The organism is Streptomyces sp. BPTC-684 (assembly GCF_030028635.1).
Classification (GTDB): Bacteria; Actinomycetota; Actinomycetes; order Streptomycetales; family Streptomycetaceae; genus Streptomyces; species Streptomyces noboritoensis.
In genome coordinates this window covers 5,341,470-5,356,501 of the sequence record NZ_CP124863.1, presented here as the reverse complement: position 1 = coordinate 5,356,501, position 15,032 = coordinate 5,341,470, and the positions used below count along the sequence as shown (strand labels likewise).

General features: G+C 68.9%; 13 protein-coding genes and 1 pseudogene. 3 read left to right on the top strand and 11 right to left on the bottom strand.

All coding sequences use genetic code 11. The annotated features are described in order from the left end of the window. Positions 1-6: 6 nt before the first annotated feature. The 6 genes and pseudogenes from prcA to arc form a co-directional block, all read right to left on the bottom strand. The gene (prcA, locus tag QIY60_RS23765; protein WP_283144232.1) at positions 7-756 is read right to left on the bottom strand and encodes a proteasome subunit alpha; all 750 of its coding nucleotides are present in this window, start codon (positions 754-756) and stop codon (positions 7-9) included. A 57-nt stretch (positions 757-813) separates the two neighbouring features. After that, a complete protein-coding gene (gene prcB / locus QIY60_RS23760) occupies positions 814-1,659 on the bottom strand; it encodes a proteasome subunit beta (protein WP_190089644.1) in 846 nt (281 codons plus the stop codon). Then, a pseudogene (locus QIY60_RS23755) lies at positions 1,611-1,796 on the bottom strand (endonuclease VII domain-containing protein); the annotation flags it as partial. The gene prcB and the pseudogene QIY60_RS23755, both read right to left, overlap by 49 nt. Before the next feature lie 95 nt (positions 1,797-1,891). Continuing rightward, positions 1,892-2,110 carry a ubiquitin-like protein Pup gene (locus QIY60_RS23750; RefSeq protein ID WP_030608326.1) on the bottom strand — a complete coding sequence of 73 codons (219 nt, stop codon included), beginning with the start codon at positions 2,108-2,110 and terminating at the stop codon, positions 1,892-1,894. A gap of 131 nt (positions 2,111-2,241) precedes the next feature. Beyond that, positions 2,242-3,753, bottom strand: coding sequence for a depupylase/deamidase Dop (dop, locus tag QIY60_RS23745; RefSeq protein ID WP_349253944.1), 1,512 nt, complete (start codon positions 3,751-3,753; stop codon positions 2,242-2,244). A 246-nt stretch (positions 3,754-3,999) separates the two neighbouring features. After that, positions 4,000-5,766, bottom strand: coding sequence for a proteasome ATPase (arc, locus tag QIY60_RS23740; RefSeq protein WP_101387506.1), 1,767 nt, complete (start codon positions 5,764-5,766; stop codon positions 4,000-4,002). Between the two features lie 277 nt (positions 5,767-6,043). Here arc and QIY60_RS23735 point away from each other — a divergent pair, with 277 nt between their 5' ends. After that, the gene (locus QIY60_RS23735; protein WP_101387507.1) at positions 6,044-6,322 is read left to right on the top strand and encodes a ferredoxin; all 279 of its coding nucleotides are present in this window, start codon (positions 6,044-6,046) and stop codon (positions 6,320-6,322) included. 37 nt (positions 6,323-6,359) lie between these two features. Here the strand turns inward: QIY60_RS23735 and QIY60_RS23730 are convergent, their stop codons facing one another. The 3 genes from QIY60_RS23730 to QIY60_RS23720 form a co-directional block, all read right to left on the bottom strand. Next, on the bottom strand, positions 6,360-6,932 hold the full coding sequence (locus QIY60_RS23730; RefSeq protein ID WP_283144231.1) for a hypothetical protein: 573 nt from the start codon (positions 6,930-6,932) through the stop codon (positions 6,360-6,362). A gap of 232 nt (positions 6,933-7,164) precedes the next feature. Beyond that, positions 7,165-8,052 carry a tRNA (adenine-N1)-methyltransferase gene (locus QIY60_RS23725; RefSeq protein WP_067156039.1) on the bottom strand — a complete coding sequence of 296 codons (888 nt, stop codon included), beginning with the start codon at positions 8,050-8,052 and terminating at the stop codon, positions 7,165-7,167. A 68-nt stretch (positions 8,053-8,120) separates the two neighbouring features. After that, positions 8,121-9,371, bottom strand: a complete 1,251-nt coding sequence (locus QIY60_RS23720) for a site-2 protease family protein (RefSeq protein WP_283144230.1) — start codon at positions 9,369-9,371, stop codon at positions 8,121-8,123. 103 nt (positions 9,372-9,474) lie between these two features. Here QIY60_RS23720 and QIY60_RS23715 point away from each other — a divergent pair, with 103 nt between their 5' ends. Further along, entirely contained in the window at positions 9,475-10,332 is an 858-nt protein-coding gene (locus QIY60_RS23715) for a RecB family exonuclease (protein WP_283144229.1), read from the top strand. 317 nt (positions 10,333-10,649) lie between these two features. Next, positions 10,650-11,321, top strand: coding sequence for a response regulator transcription factor (locus QIY60_RS23710; protein WP_053723497.1), 672 nt, complete (start codon positions 10,650-10,652; stop codon positions 11,319-11,321). 69 nt (positions 11,322-11,390) lie between these two features. Here the strand turns inward: QIY60_RS23710 and QIY60_RS23705 are convergent, their stop codons facing one another. Together QIY60_RS23705 and QIY60_RS23700 are read right to left on the bottom strand one after the other, a co-directional pair. Next, on the bottom strand, positions 11,391-12,977 hold the full coding sequence (locus QIY60_RS23705; protein WP_283144228.1) for an ABC transporter substrate-binding protein: 1,587 nt from the start codon (positions 12,975-12,977) through the stop codon (positions 11,391-11,393). A gap of 110 nt (positions 12,978-13,087) precedes the next feature. After that, entirely contained in the window at positions 13,088-14,689 is a 1,602-nt protein-coding gene (locus QIY60_RS23700) for an ABC transporter substrate-binding protein (protein WP_283144227.1), read from the bottom strand. Positions 14,690-15,032 lie beyond the last annotated feature (343 nt).

The window sequence follows — 15,032 nt, the reverse complement described above, 5'->3', positions numbered from 1 at the left end:
AAGCCTCTACTCGTCGTCGTTGTCCGACGGCACCTCGGTCGGCTCGGCGCTCGCCTCTTCCGTCTGCAGGAGACGGGTCAGCTGACGCCCGACGATCCGCTTGAACTTGCGCTGCTGCGGCCGCGTCCGGTCGAGGACCGCGACCTCCAGACGCTCCGCGGGGATCTCCCGCTCGGCGCCGTTGGTCTGGTTCGACAGCGCCTGCACGGCCAGCTTCAGCGCCTCCGCCAGCGACATGCCGTCCTGGTGGCGCTGGTCGAGGAAGGTGCTGATCTGCTCCGCGTTGCCGCCGACCGCGACCGAGCCGTGCTCGTCCACGATCGAGCCGTCGTGCGGCAGCCGGTAGATCTGGTCCTCCTCCGGGGTCGCCCCGACCTCGGCGACCACCAGCTCCACCTCGTACGGCTTCTCGCCGACGCTGGAGAAGATGGTGCCCAGCGTCTGCGCGTACACGTTCGCCAGGCCGCGGGCCGTCACATCGTCGCGGTCGTAGGTGTATCCCCGCAGATCCGCGTAGCGCACTCCGCCGATGCGGAGGTTCTCGTACTCGTTGTACTTGCCGGCGGCCGCGAAGCCGATCCGGTCGTAGATCTCGCTGAACTTGTGCAGCGCGCGGGACGGGTTCTCGCCGACGAAGACGATGCCGTCGGCGTACTGCAGCACGACGAGGCTGCGGCCGCGCGCGATGCCCTTGCGGGCGTACTCGGCGCGGTCGGCCATGGCCTGCTGGGGTGAGACATAGAACGGCGTCGACACCGGCTATCCGTCCCTTTCTGTCAGTGGCGGGGTCATCTCTGCGGCCTCCGAACGGCCTCAGAGCAGCGCGGCACGCGGGCCGTCGGGCTGCTCCAGACGCCGCTCCAGGATCGAGCGGGCGATCTCGGAGGACTCCGCCTCGGTCAGTCGCCTGAAGCCCTCGTCGCTGATGACGGTGACGATCGGATAGATCCGGCGGGCGACATCGGGACCGCCGGTCGCCGAGTCGTCGTCCGCCGCGTCGTAGAGCGCCTGGACGACCAGGGTGGTGGCCTGCTGCTCGGTCAGGTCCTCGCGGTACAGCTTCTTCATCGAGCCTCGGGCGAAGATCGAACCGGAGCCGGTGGCCGCGTAGCCGTGCTCCTCGGAGCGGCCGCCGGTGACGTCGTACGAGAAGATGCGGCCCTTCTCGCGGTCCACGTCGTACCCCGCGAAGAGCGGGACCACGGCCAGGCCCTGCATGGCCATGCCGAGGTTGCCGCGGATCATGGTGGAGAGCCGGTTGGCCTTGCCCTCCAGGGAGAGGGTGGCGCCCTCGACCTTCTCGAAGTGCTCCAGCTCCAGCTGGAAGAGCTTGACCATCTCCACGGCGAGGCCCGCGGTACCGGCGATGCCCACCGCCGAGTACTCGTCCGCCGGGAAGACCTTCTCGATGTCGCGCTGGGCGATCATGTTGCCCATCGTCGCCCGCCGGTCACCGGCGAGCACCACGCCGCCGGGGAACGTCGCCGCCACGATGGTCGTGCCGTGCGGCGCCTCCACGTGCCCCTGCACGGGCGGCAGGACCCGCTTGCCGGGCAGCATCTCGGGCGAGTGCTCGGACAGGAAGTCCATGAACGAGGACGAGCCCGGCGTCAGGAAGGCAGCTGGTAGACGCCCTGTGCCACGAGTGTTGGCTTCCACGAGGTTCCCTCCAGGTAGGCGGCAGCCCGACGAACAGTGTCGGGATCGTCTCCCAACTTGCCGATGGCCGAATTGCAGTTGAAGCACAGTACGCCACGGACCTTACCCGTCTCGTGGCGGTGATCCACATGAACGGCGAGGGCGGAAGGGCGGGTTGGGCACGCCGGGCGCCGCCCCGTCGGAGGGAGCCGTCGCTCCCTCACCCACACCCCTCGCCGTTCACATCCGTGGACTACTGTCCACCCTTCTGAACGAAGGAGCGCACGAAGTCCTCCGCGTTCTCCTCCAGGACATCGTCGATCTCGTCCAGCACCGAGTCGACGTCGTCCGAGAGCTTCTCGTGGCGCTCCTTGAGGTCCTCCGAAGCCTGCGCGTCCTGGGCCTGCTCCTCGACCTCCTCGGTGGAACGCGTGGCCTTCTGCTGTCCGCCGCCGGTGTCCTTGGTCGCCATCTACCTCACCCCGCTCGGTTCGATGTCCTTGATCAGACCCTACAAGCAGGGCCTGACATCGGCCCCGCACTTGATGGAACGTGCGGGGCCTACCTCTGTGTTTCCCACGCCGCCGACTTTTCAGCCCCGGGTCAGCCGCCCGAGAGCACCCGGACCAGATCCTCGGCCGTCCGGCAGCGGTCGAGCAGCTCCTTCACGTGATTACGCGTTCCGCGAAGCGGTTCCAGGGTTGGCACGCGCTGGAGCGAATCGCGGCCCGGCAGATCGAAGATCACCGAGTCCCAGGAGGCCGCGGCGACGTCGTCCGCGTACTGCTCCAGGCAGCGGCCGCGGAAGTACGCCCTGGTGTCCTCCGGGGGCTTCGTCCGGGCCTGGGCGACCGCGGGCTCGTCGAGGAGCCGCTTCATCCTGCCGCGGGCCGCCAGGCGGTTGTAGAGGCCCTTCTCGGCCCGTACGTCGGCGTACTGGAGGTCCACCAGGTGCAGCCGGGCCGCGTCCCAGCCGAGGCCGTCGCGCCGCCGGTAGCCCTCCATGAGCTCCCGCTTGGCGATCCAGTCGAGCTCGCCGGCCAGGCTCATCGGGTCGTTCTCCAGCCGGTTGAGCACGTCCTCCCAGCGCCCGAGGACGTCCTTGGTCTGGTCGTCCGCGTCGACCCCGAACCGCTCCTCCACGTACTTGCGGGCGAGCTCGAAGTACTCCATCTGGAGTTGTACGGCCGTGAGGGTGCGGCCGCTGCGCAGGGTGACGAGGTGGCGCAGGTCGGGGTCGTGGGAGACCTGGTGGAGGGTGCGCACCGGCTGGTCGACGGCGAGGTCGACGTTGATGAAGCCGTCCTCGATCATGGAGAGGACAAGGGCCGTCGTACCGAGCTTGAGGTACGTGGAGATCTCGGAGAGGTTGGCGTCGCCGATGATGACGTGCAGCCGTCGGTACTTCTCCGCGTCCGCGTGCGGCTCGTCGCGCGTGTTGATGATGGGGCGCTTGAGGGTGGTCTCCAGACCGACCTCGACCTCGAAGTAGTCGGCGCGCTGGCTGATCTGGAAGCCGTGTTCGTGGCCGTCCTGGCCGATGCCGACGCGGCCCGCTCCCGTGATGACCTGGCGGGAGACGAAGAACGGGGTGAGGTGGCGCACGATGTCGCTGAACGGGGTCTCCCGCTTCATCAGGTAGTTCTCGTGCGTGCCGTAGGAGGCGCCCTTGTTGTCGGTGTTGTTCTTGTAGAGGTGGATCGGCTGGGCGCCGGGGAGCTGCGCCGCGCGTTCGGCCGCCTCGGCCATGATGCGCTCGCCCGCCTTGTCCCAGAGCACCGCGTCGCGCGGGTTGGTGACTTCGGGCGAGCTGTACTCGGGGTGGGCGTGGTCGACGTAGAGCCGTGCCCCGTTGGTGAGGATGACGTTGGCGAGGCCGATGTCCTCGTCGGTGAGCTGGCTGGAGTCGGCGGCCTCGCGGGCGAGGTCGAAGCCGCGGGCGTCCCGCAGCGGGTTCTCCTCCTCGAAGTCCCAGCGGGCGCGGCGCGCCCGGTGCATCGCCGCGGCGTACGCGTTGACGATCTGGGACGAGGTGAGCATGGCATTGGCATTGGGGTGGCCGGGGACGGAGATGCCGTACTCCGTCTCGATGCCCATTACTCGCCGTACGGTCATGCGGCCCTCCTTGCCCGGCGGCGCTCCCCTCCGGGAGCGGCGCTCAAGTACCGCTGTTTCTCCGGTGCGTGTGCGGTGCCCGTCCCCGCACTGCGCGACTCGGCGGTACGGAAGAGCCTAGAACGCCTTTGCGCTGGTGGGGAGATCAATTCCGTCATTGCTCTTGGTCTGTCTGTGGCCTGATTTCGGCCGGAAAAGCAGTCGGCTGCGGATGCCCCGGTCGGGCACCCGCAGCCGCCCTGTGTGCTACAGGTACTGACCGGTGTTGGCCACGGTGTCGATGGAGCGTCCGGTGTCCGCGCCCTGCTTTCCGGTGACGAGGGTACGGATGAACACGATCCGTTCGCCCTTCTTTCCGGAGATGCGGGCCCAGTCGTCGGGGTTGGTGGTGTTGGGCAGGTCCTCGTTCTCCTTGAACTCGTCCACGCAGGCCTGGAGGAGGTGGGAGACGCGGATGCCCTTCTGGTTGTGGTCGAGGAAGGCCTTGATGGCCATCTTCTTGGCCCGGTCCACGATGTTCTGGATCATGGCGCCGGAGTTGAAGTCCTTGAAGTACAGGACTTCCTTGTCGCCGTTGGCGTACGTGACTTCCAGGAAGCGGTTCTCCTCGGATTCCGCGTACATCTGCTCGACGACGGACTGGATCATCGCGTGTGCCGCGGCGTCCTTGGAACCGCTGTGTTCGGACAGGTCGTCCGAGTGCAGCGGCAGGGACGCCGTGAGGTACTTGGCGAAGATGTCCTTGGCGGCCTCCGCGTCCGGACGCTCGATCTTGATCTTGACGTCGAGCCGGCCGGGCCGCAGGATCGCGGGGTCGATCATGTCCTCGCGGTTGGAGGCGCCGATGACGATGACGTTCTCCAGGCCTTCCACACCGTCGATCTCGGCGAGCAGCTGGGGGACGATGGTGTTCTCCACGTCCGAGCTGACGCCGGATCCGCGGGTGCGGAAGAGGGACTCCATCTCGTCGAAGAAGACGATGACGGGGGTGCCCTCGCTGGCCTTCTCACGGGCTCGCTGGAAGACGAGACGGATGTGCCGCTCGGTCTCTCCCACGTACTTGTTGAGGAGTTCGGGGCCCTTGATGTTGAGGAAGTAGCTCTTCCCCGCGGGCTGACCGGTGACCTCGGCGACCTTCTTGGCGAGCGAGTTGGCGACGGCCTTGGCGATGAGCGTCTTGCCGCAGCCGGGCGGGCCGTAGAGCAGGATGCCCTTGGGCGGCCGCAGTTCGTGCTCCTTGAAGAGGTCCGGGTAGAGGTACGGGAGCTCGACCGCGTCGCGGATCATCTCGATCTGGCCGCCGAGTCCGCCGATCTTGTCGTAGTCGACGTCCGGGACCTCTTCGAGGACCAGTTCCTCGACCTCGCTCTTGGGAACCACTTCGTACACGTAGCCGGAGCGGGGTTCGAGCAGCAGGGCGTCGCCGGGGCGGATGGTGATGTCCAGGAGCGGCTCGGCGAGCCTCACCACCCTTTCCTCGTCGGTGTGCCCGACCACCAGGGCGCGCTCGCCGTCCTCCAGGATCTCCTTGAGGGTGACGATGTCCCCGGCGCGCTCGAACTCCATGGCCTCGACCACGTTGAGCGCTTCGTTGAGCATGACTTCCTGGCCGCGCCGGAGCTCGTCGAGCTCGACGCTCGGGCTGACGTTCACCCGGAGCTTGCGGCCCCCGGTGAAGATGTCGGCGGTGCCGTCCTCGTTGGACTGCAGGAAGACACCGAAGCCGGCCGGCGGCTGTGCGAGCCGGTCGACCTCCTCCTTGAGGGCCACGATCTGGTCCCGGGCCTCGCGGAGCGTATTGGCGAGCCGCTCGTTCTGCGCGGACACGCCCGCCAGGTTGGTCTGCAGCTCGACGATCCGCTCTTCGAGAATCCTCGTATGACGCGGAGAGTCGGCGAGCTTGCGTCGCAGGACGGCGATTTCCTGCTCTAGATAGGCAACCTGGCCGGCTGGGTCCTCAGACCCCCGCCCGGGCCGGATGCCGCGGTTGATGTCGTCGTCGTGGGCTGCCACGGTCCTCACCTCCTCCAAGGGGAGCTGGACGCTTCCTGACCCTACCTGGGCGGGTGGTGATTGAAACCCCTAGATCACAAAGACTGCGGGGTGTGTCCGATCTTCACCCTTGCGCTCTCCCTCACGCCAGGGGAATACCCACCCATCAACATCGGAAAGCGGGCGGTTGTATCGTCGAGTCGGTCAACACCCGTCAGGACTGGTACCGATTGCTCGGCCACCTTGGCCGGTGTGACACCCCGTACGAACACAGCACCGCGCACGAACGGCAGGCGACATGAACGACGCTCTTGAAGTCTGGATCGACCAGGAGCTCTGCACCGGCGACGGCATCTGTGTCCAGTACGCGCCCGAGGTCTTCGAGCTGGACATCGACGGTCTGGCGTATGTGAAGAGCGCCGAGGACGAGCTGCTGCAGTCGCCGGGCGCCGTGACGCCGGTCCCGCTGCCGCTGCTCCAGGACGTCGTCGACTCGGTGAAGGACTGCCCGGGCGACTGCATTCACGTACGACGGGTTTCGGACAGCGTCGAGGTCTACGGGCCGGACGCCGACTGAGACGGTACGTGACGAAGTCCGTACGCTGAGTGACGGATCACACACCCAGCGCCTGGGACTGGGCGCTCCGGACGAACTTCCCGCCCTGCCAGCGCCACTTGGCGTCGCGCTCCTCGTCGGGGCAGCAGCGCGGCACGTCCGGTGAGGAGTAGCCGAGCAGGGTGGCCGTGACGGCTCCCTCCCGGACCGCGAGGTTGGAGACGCTGAGCCTTTCCCCCGGGTCGGCCAGCGTCGCCACCAGGCGCGGCGGGGCGCCCTTCACGGCGGACCGGGTCAGGACGTAGATCCCGCTCGGCGGGGTGCCCGAGCCGGCCCGGCAGTGGACGACGGCCACCGTCTCGGGGCTGCCGTCGCCGTCGAGGTCGCCCTCGGCGTGGGAGGCGACCTGGGTGCCCACCGTGCCGCACTGGAGCGGGTAGGAGACGGCCGCCGCGTCGGGGGCCGGAGCCGCTGCCGCGCGGGCCCCCGCGGCCCCTTGGGAGGCCTTGGCGGCGTCGGGCTGCAGCCAGCCGGCCAGCGCCACGACACCGGCCATCGCGGCGGCCGTGGCCAGCCAGTGCACCGGGCGGGCGTGGGTGTGCGCGAGCTCGGGGACGGCGGCAGTCTGCACGCGGGAGGTCTCCTGTGAGGGGCGGTGCGGGTGGTGGGAGTGGCCAGCATCGTGCCACACGTCACAGTCGGGCGGAACAGCGGGGTCCGGAGGTTGTGCGCCCCCTTGGCGCCCCGCGCCCATCAACGTCTGTCCGTATGTCCAAATGTCCAACGGAAAAGCGCCGCCGCCGAGTTCCCGGGAGTCTCCGGGAACTCGGCGGCGGCGCCGGTGCGTTGAGCTGACGGGCTCGTCAGTCCTTGTTGGGGCCCTCGTAGTCGTCGCCGTACGCGCCCTTGGCGGGGCGGCGGCGGCGCAGCGGAGGCTCCACGCCGTCCGCGAGGCGGCGGGCGGTGACGAGGAAGCCGGTGTGGCCGATCATCCGGTGGTCGGGGCGGACGGCGAGGCCCTCCACGTGCCAGTTGCGGATCATCGACTCCCACGGCTGCGGCTCGGCGAAGCAGCCGATCTCGCGGATGGCCTCGACGGTGCGCGAGAGCTGGGTGGTGGTGGCCACGTAGCAGCAGAGGATGCCGCCGGGCACCAGCGCCTTGGAGACGGCGTCCAGGCACTCCCAGGGGGCGAGCATGTCGAGGATGACGCGGTCGACGTCGGTGTCCGACAGGTTGTCCTGGAGGTCGCCGACGGTGAGCTGCCAGGCGGGGTGCGGCTCGCCGAAGTAGCGCTCCACGTTCTGCTGGGCGATCTCGGCGAAGTCCGCGCGGCGCTCGTAGGAGTGGAGCATGCCGTGGTCGCCGATGGCGCGCAGCAGGAAGGCGCTGAGCGAGCCGGAGCCCACGCCCGCCTCGACGACGCGCGCGCCGGCGAAGATGTCGGCGAAGGCCAGGATCTGCCCCGCGTCCTTGGGGTAGACCACGGCGGCGCCGCGGGGCATGGACAGGACGTAGTCGGGGAGCAGCGGGCGCAGCGCGAGGTACGCGACGTTCCCGGTGGTACGGACAACACTGCCCTCGGGAGCGCCGATCAGCTCGTCGTGCGGGAAGGAACCCTTGTGGGTGTGGAAGTTCTTCCCGGCTTCGAGCGTGAACGTGTAGTGGCGTCCCTTGGGGTCGGTGAGCTGGACCTGGTCCCCGACCTTGAAGGGCCCGCGACGGCGGGCGGCACCGGTCGGTTCGGACATACGAACAGGGTACCGGCCCTGTTGACCCGGGAACGCCACGGCCTGCGCCCCTGGGGCCGTGGGCGGGGTTACGGGGTGGGCCGGGCCATCGCCGCCACGAAGGCCTTCTCGACGTCGGCCGCCGAGAGCACTCCGTAGATCTCCCCGGTCTCCTCGACCACCAGGTACTCGGTGGCGGGGGTGGCGCGGAGCTTGTCCAGTAGCGGTTCGCCGGCCAGCTCGGCCGGGACGCGCATGCCGTCGGTGAGGTCCTGGGCGAGCCCGCTGACCGCGACCCAGGGGCGGCGGTGCTCCGGCACGCCGACGATGGCGGCCTCCCGGACCAGGCCGGTGGGGTCGCCGTGGCCGTCGACGACGACCAGGGCGCGCGCCCCGGCCTCGTTGGCCCGGCGCAGCGCCTCGGAGAGCGGGGTGGCCGACTCGACGGGGACGGCCCGGCGGGTGAGGTTGCGGGCGCGCAGCTCCGGCAGGTGCTCGCGCAGCCGGGCCATGCGCAGGCTGTTGCCCGCGCCGGTCCAGATGATCGCGGCGAGGATCGCGGCGAGCAGCGCGTCGGTGACGGTGTCCATGCCGTCGACCTCTTCCGGCGCGTTGCCGAGGGCGCCGGTCTGGGTGAGCAGCGGGAGGCCGATGAGGACGGTGACGGCGAGGGCGCGGCCGACCCAGGCGGCGGCGACGGTGCCGCTCATGGGCTTGCCGGTGATCTTCCACACCACGGCGCGGAGCATCCGGCCGCCGTCCAGCGGCAGACCGGGCAGCAGGTTGAAGCCCGCCACGATCAGGTTGGAGATCATCAGCCCGGCGAGCAGGACGCCGGGGACGGTGCCGGGCTCGACGGCCTGCATCCCGACGTAGAACAGCCCGGACAGGACCAGGGAGAGCAGCGGGCCGACGAAGGCGAGCACGAACTCGCGGCCCGGGGTCTCGGTCTCCTTCTCGATCTCGGAGACCCCGCCGAAGAACTGGAGCTGGATGCGGCGCACGGGGAGCTTGAAGCGCAGCGCGGCGACCGTGTGGGCCAGCTCGTGGACCAGCACCGAGGCGTAGAAGGCGACCGCGAAGAAGAGCGAGACGAGGTAGCGGGCGGCCCCGAGCTCGGGCAGCACGCGGTCGAGCTGGCCGCCGAAGACCCAGGTGATCAGGGCGGCGACCAGGAACCAGCTGGGTGCGACGTAGACCGGCACGCCGAAGGGACGCCCCATGAGGATTCCGCCGCCCGGCTCACGTCCACGGGGCGACTTGCCGTTGTCGGGCGCGGCGCCGGGACCGTCGTCCCCCGCGCCGGACTGCGGCCTTTTGCTGTCGCCGCTCTCGTCCACGGTGTCCCTTCGTCGGTGCTTCTGTCACGATCATGCAGTGTGAGGGGGCTCGTCGTCGATGGTATTCCGCTCGCTGTCAGTGGCGGGTCGTAGGGTCTGTGTCATGGATACGAGCACCGGAGGGGCCGCGGCGGCCCAGCGCCCCGTGTCGTTGTCGCCGTCGCGGGCGAACGACTTCATGCAGTGCCCCTTGCTGTACCGGTTCCGGGTGATCGACAAGCTCCCCGAGAAGCCGAGCGAGGCGGCGACGCGCGGCACGCTGGTGCACGCGGTGCTTGAGCGCCTCTTCGACGACCCGGCGGCGGAGCGGACCGCTCCGCGCGCGAAGGCGATGATCCCCGGCCAGTGGGACCGGCTCCTGGAGTCGAAGCCGGAGCTGACGGAGCTGTTCGCCGAGGACGCCGACGGCGAGCGGCTGGCCAAGTGGCTGGCGGAGGCCGAGCGGCTGGTGGAGCGGTGGTTCTCGCTGGAGGATCCGACGCTTCTGGAGCCGGTGGAGCGGGAGTTCTTCGTCGAGACGGAGCTGGAGTCGGGGCTGCGGCTGCGCGGGGTGATCGACCGGGTCGACGTGGCGCCGACCGGCGAGGTCCGGATCGTCGACTACAAGACGGGCAAGGCCCCGCGTCCGGAGTACGCGGAGGGCGCGCTGTTCCAGATGAAGTTCTACGCGCTGGTGGTGTGGCGGCTGAAGAACGTGCTGCCGCGCCGGCTCCAGCTGGTGTACCTGGGCAGCGGCGACGTGCTGACGTACGACCCGGTGGAGGCGGATCTGCACCAGGTGGAGCGGAAGCTGCACGCTCTGTGGGAGGCGATCCGGCTGGCCACCGAGACGGGCGACTGGCGGCCGCGGCCGACCAAGCTGTGCGGCTGGTGCGACCATCAGGCGGTCTGTCCGGAATTCGGGGGGACTCCCCCGGCTTATCCGCTTCCTTTGATCCCGGCCGGGGAATCTGCAAGCTGAGGTACGACGACCCGGCCGGGGGTCCGGGGGTTGCCCCCCGGGTGAGCACAGCCGCTTCCTTTGATCCCGGCGGGGGAATCTGCAAGCTGAGGTACGACGACCCGGCCGGGGGTCCGGGGGTTCCCCCCCCCCGGGTGAGCACAGCCGCTTCCTTTGATCCCGGCCGGGGATTCCGCAGGCTGAGGTGCGACGGCCCGGCCGGGGTCCGGGGGTCGCCCCCGGGCAGGCACAGCCCGCTCCAGGTGCTCCCAGCCGGGGTGACGCAGGATGAGCAGGGCAGAATGGACCCGGTCCAGCAATCCTGATGAGGAGTTCCCGTGGCTATCCGCGTCCTACTGGTCGACGACCAGCCGCTGCTGCGCACCGGTTTCCGGATGATCCTGGAGGCCGAGCAGGACATCGCGGTGGTGGGCGAGGCCGGCGACGGCCTCCAGGCCCTCGACCAGGTGCGGGCGCTCCAGCCCGATGTGGTGCTGATGGACATCCGGATGCCCCGGATGGACGGTGTGGAGGCGACCCGGCAGATCAGCGGCCCGGGCAAGGACGGCCCGGCGAAGGTGCTGGTGCTGACCACGTTCGACCTCGACGAGTACGTGGTGGAGGCGCTCAAGGCGGGGGCCAGCGGCTTCCTGCTGAAGGACGCGCCCGCCAATGAGCTGGTCCAGGCGATCCGGGTGGTCGCGGCGGGCGAGGCGATGCTCGCCCCGTCGATCACCCGCCGTCTGCTCGACAAGTACGCGGACCACCTGCCCTCGGGCGAGGAGCCGGTCCCGGACACGCTGCACACGCTCACCGACCGCGAGGTCGAGGTGCTGAAGCTGGTGGCCCGCGGGCTCTCCAACGCGGAGATCGCCGCGGATCTGTTCGTCAGCGAGACGACGGTGAAGACGCACGTCGGCCATGTGCTGACGAAGCTGGGGCTGCGCGACCGGGTCCAGGCGGCGGTGTACGCGTACGAGAGCGGACTGGTCCGGCCGGGAGCGCAGTAAGCGCGGAAGAAGGGGGGTGGGGGGGCTCGGCCCCCGCACCCCCCTTTTTTTCAGGGTTCGCGCCCCCGCCTAGTTCTTGCTGATCTCCCAGAACCGGAACACCGTCGACGAGTCGAGGGTCCACTCGAGGCCCGCCACGCCCTCGCGGGCCATCGCGTACTGCTTGCCCTGCCACAGCGGCAGGATCGGCAGGTCGTTGGCGACGATGTCCTGGAGGCGGGAGAACTCCGCCTCGGTGGCCGAGCGGTCCTCCGTGGCGGCCGTCGACGGGAGGACCTCGCCCGTGATCGCCTTGTTGTCGTAATGGTTGGACAGCACGTTGTCCTTGCCGAAGAACGGCGAGGTGAAGTTGTCCGGATCCGGGTAGTCGGGGATCCAGCCCTTCACGTACACGCCGTACTTGCCGGCCTCGATGTCCTTCTCGTACTGCTTGAACTCGACGGACTTCACATCGGCCTCGAACAGCCCGCTCGCGTTGAGCTGCTTGGCGATGGCCCGCATCTCGTCGTCGGTGCCCGGCCCGTAGCGGATCGGCGTGGACCACAGGGTGAGCTTCACCTTGCCGGTGAGGCCGGCCTTGTGCAGGACCTGCTTGGCCTTCGCGGGCTGCGGGCTGCCGCCGTACATGTCGAACAGCGAGGTGCTGTGCGCGGTGATGCCGGACGGGACGATCGAATAGAGCGGTGTCGCGGTCGACTTGTAGACGTCGCGCACCAGCGCCTCGCGGTCGACGAGGTAGGCGATGGCCTTGCGGACGGCGGGCTTGCCGGCGACCGGGTCGTTCATGTTGAAGACCAGGTGCTGGACCTCGGCGCTGGTGCCCTCGACGACCTTGACGCCCTTCTTGTCCACCACGCTGGTGGCCTGGAGGTCGGCGATGTCCTTGGCGGTGAGACCGCGGTAGGCGAGGTCGACGTCGCCGTTCTTCAGCGCGTCCGCCAGCTCCTTCTGCCGGCCGTGGAACAGCTTCATGGTCATGCCGGAGTTCTTGACCTTGGCAGTGCCCTTGTAGCTGGAGTTGACCGAGAAGCTCGCCTGCTTCTCGCCGAACGCGTCGAGCTTGTAGACGCCCGAGCCGACCGCCTTGCCGTCGGTGCGCAGCTTGTTCGCCGGGTACGTCTCGTGGTCGACGATCGAGCCGGCACCGGAGGCGATCTTGCTGGGGAAGGTGGCGTCCGGCACCTTGAGGTGGAAGACGACGGTCTGCTTGTCCGGGGTGTCGATCTTGCCCAGGGTGGAGAGCAGCGGCGCGGGCCCGTTGGCGTCGTTGATCTTCAGCACCCGCTGGAACGAGAACTTGACGTCCTCGGAGGTCAGCGCGTGGCCGTTGGTGAACTTCAGGCCGGAGCGCAGGGTGCAGCGGAAGACCTGGGAGCCGCCCTTGTCGAACGAGCAGCGCTCGGCCGCCTCGGGCTGCGGGGTGGTGCTTCCCTTGGGGAAGCTGAGCAGCGACTGGAAGACGTTGTTGAACAGCAGCCAGGAGCCCGGGTCGTAGCCGGAGGCCGGGTCGGTGGCCAGGATGTCGTCCGACATTCCCATGACCACCGACTCGCCGTTCCCGGACGAGGATCCGTCCTCCGAGCCGCAGCCGCTGAGGAGACCGGCCGCCAGCCCCGCGGCGAGCGGGCCCGTCAGCCATCGGTTCCGTATCTTCACGTGCAAGTGCCTCACAGTCTTTGCTCGGCCGCACTCCCGGGGGTTGCCCCGGGAGTGCGGCCTCACTGAAATTGCTTGCCGGCACGTGATGATCGCGGCCGGGTCCTGCGTTACTTCACGCCGCGGCCCAGCTCCCAGAGCTGGAGGTCGGCCGAGGAGTTGAGCGCCCACTCGGTGCCCGTGATCTCGCTGCGGGCGGCGACGTACTGCTTGCCCTGCCACAGCGGGAGCACGGGGACGTCGTTGGCGACGATGTCCTGGATCTTCTCGAACGGCTTGGCGGCCTGGTTGCGGTCGGCCGCCACGCGGGATTCGGGGATCAGGGTGTTGCGCACCTCGACGTTGGAGTACGGCGAGTTGAGGAAGTTGTCGCGGCCGAGGAAGGGCGCGACGTAGTTGTCCGGGTCCGGGAAGTCGGGGAACCAGCCGAGGCCGTAGACGGCGTACTCGCCGGCCTTCTGGGCCGGGCGGTACTTGGGCCAGTCGGTCGCCTTGAGCGTGGTGGCGAACAGACCGGTGGAGTTCAGCTGGTCCCGCAGGATCGAGAACTCCTTGGCGGTGCCCGGGCCGTAGTGGTCGCCCGTGTAGTTCAGCGTGAGCTTCACCGGGGTGGAGACACCGGCGGCCCGCAGGATGTTCGCGGCCTTCTGCTTGCTCGGCTCGCCGTACTTGTTGAAGAACGAGTTGGTGTGCCCGGCGATCGAGGTCGGGATGAGCGAGTAGAGCGGCTCGGCGGTCGCCCCGTACACCTTGGAGGCCAGCGCGCCGCGGTCGACGACCGCGGCCATCGCCTGGCGGACGGCCTTGTTCTTCACCGACGGGTCGTTGGTGTTGAAGCCCAGGTAGCGGATTTCCAGGCCGGGCATCTCGACCAGGTTGACGTCCTTGGGCGGGGTGACCGAGTACTTCTGGATCTGCTCCGGCGACATGGAGCGGGTCATCATGTCGATCTTGCCGGATTCGAGCTCGGCGCCCATGGAGTCGGCGTCGGCGAACGGGCGCAGCTCGACCTTGTCGTTGTTGACCTTCAAGTCCCCCTTGTAGTTGGGGTTCTTGCTGAACACGGCCTTGACGACCTTGTCGCCCTTGTACTCGGCCTTGAGGGTGTACGGGCCGGAGCCGTCCACCTCGAAGCCGCCGCGCAGCTTCTTCGGCTGGTACTTGTCCTTCTGCACGATCGCGGCGGCGGGCGTCGCGAGCTTGTACGGGAAGGTGGCGTCCGGGGTCTTCAGATGGAAGACGATCTCGTCGTCGCCCTTGGTCTCCATCGTGTCGATGTTCTCGAGGAGCGCGATGGGGCCGTTGTCGTCCTTGATGTTCAGGACGCGCTGGATGGAGTAGTGGACGTCGGCGGCGGTCAGCTTGGAGCCGTCGGCGAACTTCATGTCGCTGCGCAGCTTGCAGCGGTAGCTCTCGTTCTCCTTGTCGGTGAACGAGCAGCTGGAGGCCGCGTCCGGGACGGGCTCGCCGCCGCCGCGCGGGACGTGGACCAGCATCTGCACGGTCTGGCGCAGCACGTTCCAGGCGCCGGTGTCGTACGCGTAGGCCGGGTCGAAGGGAGCGGGCGCGTCCTTGGTGACCACGAACTGGTCCGTGGTGCCCACGACGATGGCCTTGCCGCCGCCACCCCCACTTCCTGCCCCGCCGCACGCGGCGAGTACGGGGGCGAGCAGGCCCACTACGGCCGGCAGCACCAAAGTCTTGCGGTTCATCCTGGACGTTCTCCCTATGTGTCCGGCACTGGGGTACAGCGATGTACGCATCACTCCGCCGCGGCCGCCCGGTCGGGGCGGGGGCGATCGGGCCGGTACGTACGATCGGACCTGCGCGCCCGGCGGCTGGGTGGGTGCCGGGGCAGTTGAGGGTGCGGCGAAGTTCTCGCGACGAGATTAGTGGGCGGGCCGGGAAAGCCCGTACTGGGCCTGCTCCATTCACACGCCACGCAGTGGCCGGAAATAGCGGCCCGCCGATATCGCGGCGGCGGAATCTTTCGTACAGGAGATCATCAAACAGGACACAAGGGCACCTCCGGAGGCCCCGGAGATGCCCTTGACG

Coding starts and splice junctions, on each gene's coding strand:
- QIY60_RS23750 (WP_030608326.1), bottom strand. CDS start 2,110: ATGGCGACCAAGGACACCGGCGGCGGACAGCAGAAGGCCACGCGTTCC.
- QIY60_RS23700 (WP_283144227.1), bottom strand. CDS start 14,689: ATGAACCGCAAGACTTTGGTGCTGCCGGCCGTAGTGGGCCTGCTCGCC.
- dop (WP_349253944.1), bottom strand. CDS start 3,753: ATGACCGTACGGCGAGTAATGGGCATCGAGACGGAGTACGGCATCTCC.
- QIY60_RS23715 (WP_283144229.1), top strand. CDS start 9,475: ATGGATACGAGCACCGGAGGGGCCGCGGCGGCCCAGCGCCCCGTGTCG.
- QIY60_RS23725 (WP_067156039.1), bottom strand. CDS start 8,052: ATGTCCGAACCGACCGGTGCCGCCCGCCGTCGCGGGCCCTTCAAGGTC.
- QIY60_RS23735 (WP_101387507.1), top strand. CDS start 6,044: ATGAACGACGCTCTTGAAGTCTGGATCGACCAGGAGCTCTGCACCGGC.